3 protein-coding genes are annotated in these 3,653 nt (G+C 72.1%); 2 read left to right on the top strand and 1 reads right to left on the bottom strand.

The window, feature by feature from the left end:
- Positions 1–399: 399 nt before the first annotated feature.
- Positions 400–1,371, bottom strand: a complete 972-nt coding sequence (locus ACOJTC_RS11830) for an aldo/keto reductase (RefSeq protein ID WP_088646211.1) — start codon at positions 1,369–1,371, stop codon at positions 400–402.
- A gap of 277 nt (positions 1,372–1,648) precedes the next feature.
- Between ACOJTC_RS11830 and ACOJTC_RS11825 the strand changes: the two genes are divergently transcribed.
- Both ACOJTC_RS11825 and ACOJTC_RS11820 read left to right on the top strand, forming a co-directional pair.
- Complete coding sequence (locus ACOJTC_RS11825; RefSeq protein ID WP_204924502.1) at positions 1,649–2,701, top strand: LLM class F420-dependent oxidoreductase; 1,053 nt, start codon at positions 1,649–1,651, stop codon at positions 2,699–2,701.
- Positions 2,698–3,534 carry an undecaprenyl-diphosphate phosphatase gene (locus tag ACOJTC_RS11820; protein WP_204924501.1) on the top strand — a complete coding sequence of 279 codons (837 nt, stop codon included), beginning with the start codon at positions 2,698–2,700 and terminating at the stop codon, positions 3,532–3,534. The genes ACOJTC_RS11825 and ACOJTC_RS11820 overlap by 4 nt, the downstream gene beginning before the upstream one ends.
- Positions 3,535–3,653 lie beyond the last annotated feature (119 nt).

Raw genomic sequence — 3,653 nt, 5'->3', positions numbered from 1 at the left:
AGCCGCTCGAGCTTGCGCACGACGACCTTGGCGGGCTTGCGCTTGACGTCGGTCTTACGGTCCACGGGTCCTCCAACGAAATGGGAGAAACGGCGCGGCGGGGGTCGCTCACGCCGCAATCATTAGAGCACCGTCATTGGTCCGCCACAATGTTTACGGCGGCCGGATCAGACGGTTTTCGCCGGGCCGGATCTCTTTCCGGACAGGCCCACCGAAAAGCGGACGCCGAAACCCGGGCCAACAACACCAGGGGGTTCTAAGCCGCCTATTCGGACGGAACAACGCAAGCGGCCTGAACCAATTATGGGGGAGTGGCAGTTGGTAAAGGGCGATCGGTGGAATTGACACGTACCGGTGTGCTTTTGGTCCGGTCCGCCACCTTGTGCGCCGGCGGCGGGATCAGCCCTCGCGCTCCGGGTAGCCGACCGGCACGGCGGACACGTCGTCCAGCGCCGTGGTGATCTCCTCCGGCAGGGTCATCCGTTCCACCTGCAACGCGCCGAGCAGCTGCCCCACCGTGCGGGCGCCCAGCACCGGCGCGGTCACCCCCGGCCGGTCCCTGATCCAGGCCAGCGCCACCTCCAGCGGCGACACGCCCAACCCGCCGGCCGCGATGCTCACCGCCTCGACGATGCTGGAGCAGCGCGGCTCCAGGTAGGTGGCGACGAACGCCTCGAAGTGGGCCGAGGCGGCCCGCGAGTCCGCCGGGCGGCCGTTGCGGTACTTGCCGGTCAGCACGCCCCGCCCCAGCGGCGACCAGGGCAGCACGCCCAGGCCCAACGCGGCGCAGGCCGGCAGCACCTCCCGCTCCACCCCCCGCTCCAGCAACGAGTACTCCACCTGGGCGGCGACCACCGGGGCCCGCCCCGGCCAGGCGGCCTGCCAGGCGGCGGCGCGGGCGGTCTGCCAACCCGAGAAGTTCGACACCCCGACGTAGCGGACCCGGCCCGAGGCGACCGCGTGGTCCAGCGCGGCCAGCGTCTCCTCCAGCGGGGTGTCCGGGTCGTAGCCGTGCACCTGCCACAGGTCGACGTGGTCGGTGCCGAGCCGGCGCAGCGAGGCGTCCAACGTACGCAGCAGGTGCCCGCGCGAGCCGTCCCGCCGCCGGCCGCTGCCCGGCCGCAGCCCCGCCTTCGTGGCGATCAGCACGTCCTCGCGGGGGACCAGGGTGCCCAGCAGCGACCCGAGCACCGACTCGGCGTCGCCGTCGGCGAACACGTCGGCGGTGTCGACCAGGTTGCCGCCCGCGTCCAGGAAACTCTTCAGCTGGGCCGCCGCGTCGTCGGCGTCGGTGTCCCGGCCCCAGGTCATGGTGCCGAGCGCGAGCCGGGAAACCGCCAGCCCGCTTCGGCCGAGCGGTCGCTGTTGCATGGGTGAACCTTATTTCGAACGCGGCGCAACCGATATCCTCGCTCCCGGCATCTCTGCCTGTCGCGTCGCCGATCCGACCGTCACCGCCGCCCGCGCCGCCGCGTTGTGCACCGGATGCGCCGGTCCGGTCGCTGGCTGTCCACCCGTCCCGACGCGGCCCGACCACCCACCCCGCCCGGCGTCCGGACGGTCGGCGTCCGGTGGCGAGCCGGTGGGCGGCCGGCCCCGGGCCATTGCGTAACCTGATGCGACCTGTGGTGCGGGATGGGGAGGATCAGTGCGACTCGGGCTCAGCCTCGGATATCAGACGGCGTGGAGTACGCCGGCGGACCACCTGGCGCTTGCCCAGGAGGCGGACCGCCTCGGCTACTCGGTGGTGTGGGCGGCGGAGGCGTACGGCTCGGACTCCCCGAGCATGCTCGCCTGGATGGCCGGGCAGACCGAACGGATCGACGTGGGCAGCGCGGTGATGCAGATCCCCGCCCGTACCCCGGCGATGACCGCGATGACGGCGGCCACCATCGACGCGCTCTCCGGCGGCCGGTTCCGGCTCGGCCTGGGGGTCTCCGGCCCGCAGGTCTCCGAGGGCTGGCACGGCGTCCGGTTCGCCAAGCCGCTCGCCCGTACCCGCGAGTACGTCGACATCGTCAAGCTGGCGGTGGCCCGCAAGGAGGTCGCCTACGCCGGCGAGCACTACACCCTGCCGCTGCCCGACGGCCCCGGCAAGGCGCTGCGGCTGGGCTTCCACCCGCCGCGCGAGCACATCCCGATCTACCTGGCCGCCGTCGGCCCGAAGAACCTGGAGCTGGCCGGCGAGATCGCCGACGGTTGGCTGGCCGTGTTCTACGCCCCCGAGTTCGCCGACGAGCAGCTCGCCTCCGTCAGCGCCGGCCGGGCGAAGGCCGGCAAGGAACTGGCCGGGTTCGACGTGGTGCCCTCGGTGCCGGTGGTGGTCGGTGACGACGTCGCCACCTGCGCCGAGCTGGTCCGTTGGTACGCCGCCCTCTACGTCGGCGGCATGGGCAGCCGGCAGCAGAACTTCTACAACCAGCTCGCCACCCGGATGGGCTACGCCGACGCCGCCCGCGAGGTGCAGGACCTCTACCTGGCCAAGCGGCAGCGCGACGCCGCGGCGGCGGTGCCGATGGAGTTCATCGACCGCACCTCGCTGCTCGGCCCCAAGGAACGCATCGCCGAGCGGATGCGGGAGTACGCGGCCGCCGGGGTGACCACCCTGTCGGTCACCCTGTTCGTGGCCGACCGGGACAGCGGCGTGCAGACCCTGCGCACCGTCGCCGAGGCCTTCGACCTCTCGGGAGTCGGCGAGTGACCTGGGTCGAGGCCATCGTCCTGGGCATCGTCCAGGGGCTCACCGAGTTCCTTCCGGTGAGTTCGTCGGGGCATCTGCGGATCACCTCGGCGATCTTCTTCGACCGGGACGCGGGCGCGTCCTTCACCGCGGTCACCCAGTTGGGCACCGAGGCGGCCGTGCTCATCTACTTCGCCAAGGACATCTGGCGGATCACCCGGACCTGGCTGGTGGGGTTGCGGGACCGCTCGGTGCGCTCCAGCCTCGACTACCGGATGGGCTGGTACGTGATCGTCGGCTCGATCCCGATCGGGCTGTTCGGTTTCCTGTTCAAGGACCAGATCCGTACCGCCGGCCGCAACCTGTGGGTGGTCTCCACCACGCTCATCGTGTTCGCCTTCGTGCTGGCCTTCGCCGAGTACTGGGGGCGGCAGACCCGCACCCTGGTGAACTTCCGGATGCGCGACGGCATCGTGATGGGCTTCGCCCAGGCGATGGCGCTGATCCCCGGGGTGTCGCGCTCCGGCGGCACGCTCACCGCCGGCCTGCTGCTCAACCTGACCCGGGAGGCCGCCGCCCGGTACTCGTTCCTGCTGGCCATCCCGGCGGTGGTGATGTCCGGCATCTTCAGCGTCGGGGACGTCTTCGAGCCGGCCGCCCCGGGCACCTCGGTGCCCTCGGTGGCGCAGATGGTGGTCGCCACGATCATCGCGTTCGGCATCGGCTACGCGGCCATCGCCTGGCTGCTGCGCTACGTGGCACACCACACCCTGTACGTCTTCGTGCTCTACCGGGTGGCGCTCGGCACCCTGGTGCTGGCGTTGCTGCTCACCGGCACGATCAGCGCCACCTGACCGTACGTCGGCCGCCGGGCCCCGCCCCCCCCCCAGGGGGGGGGGGGCGGCGGCGGGGCGGGGGGCCCGAGGGTGGGGGGGTGGGGCCCCCTCTGCGTCTGGGGCCCCGCCCGGCGCCC

This window comes from Micromonospora sp. (genome assembly GCF_048594385.1).
GTDB lineage: Bacteria > Actinomycetota > Actinomycetes > Mycobacteriales > Micromonosporaceae > Micromonospora > Micromonospora wenchangensis.
This window is presented reverse-complemented; position numbering and strand designations above follow the sequence as displayed.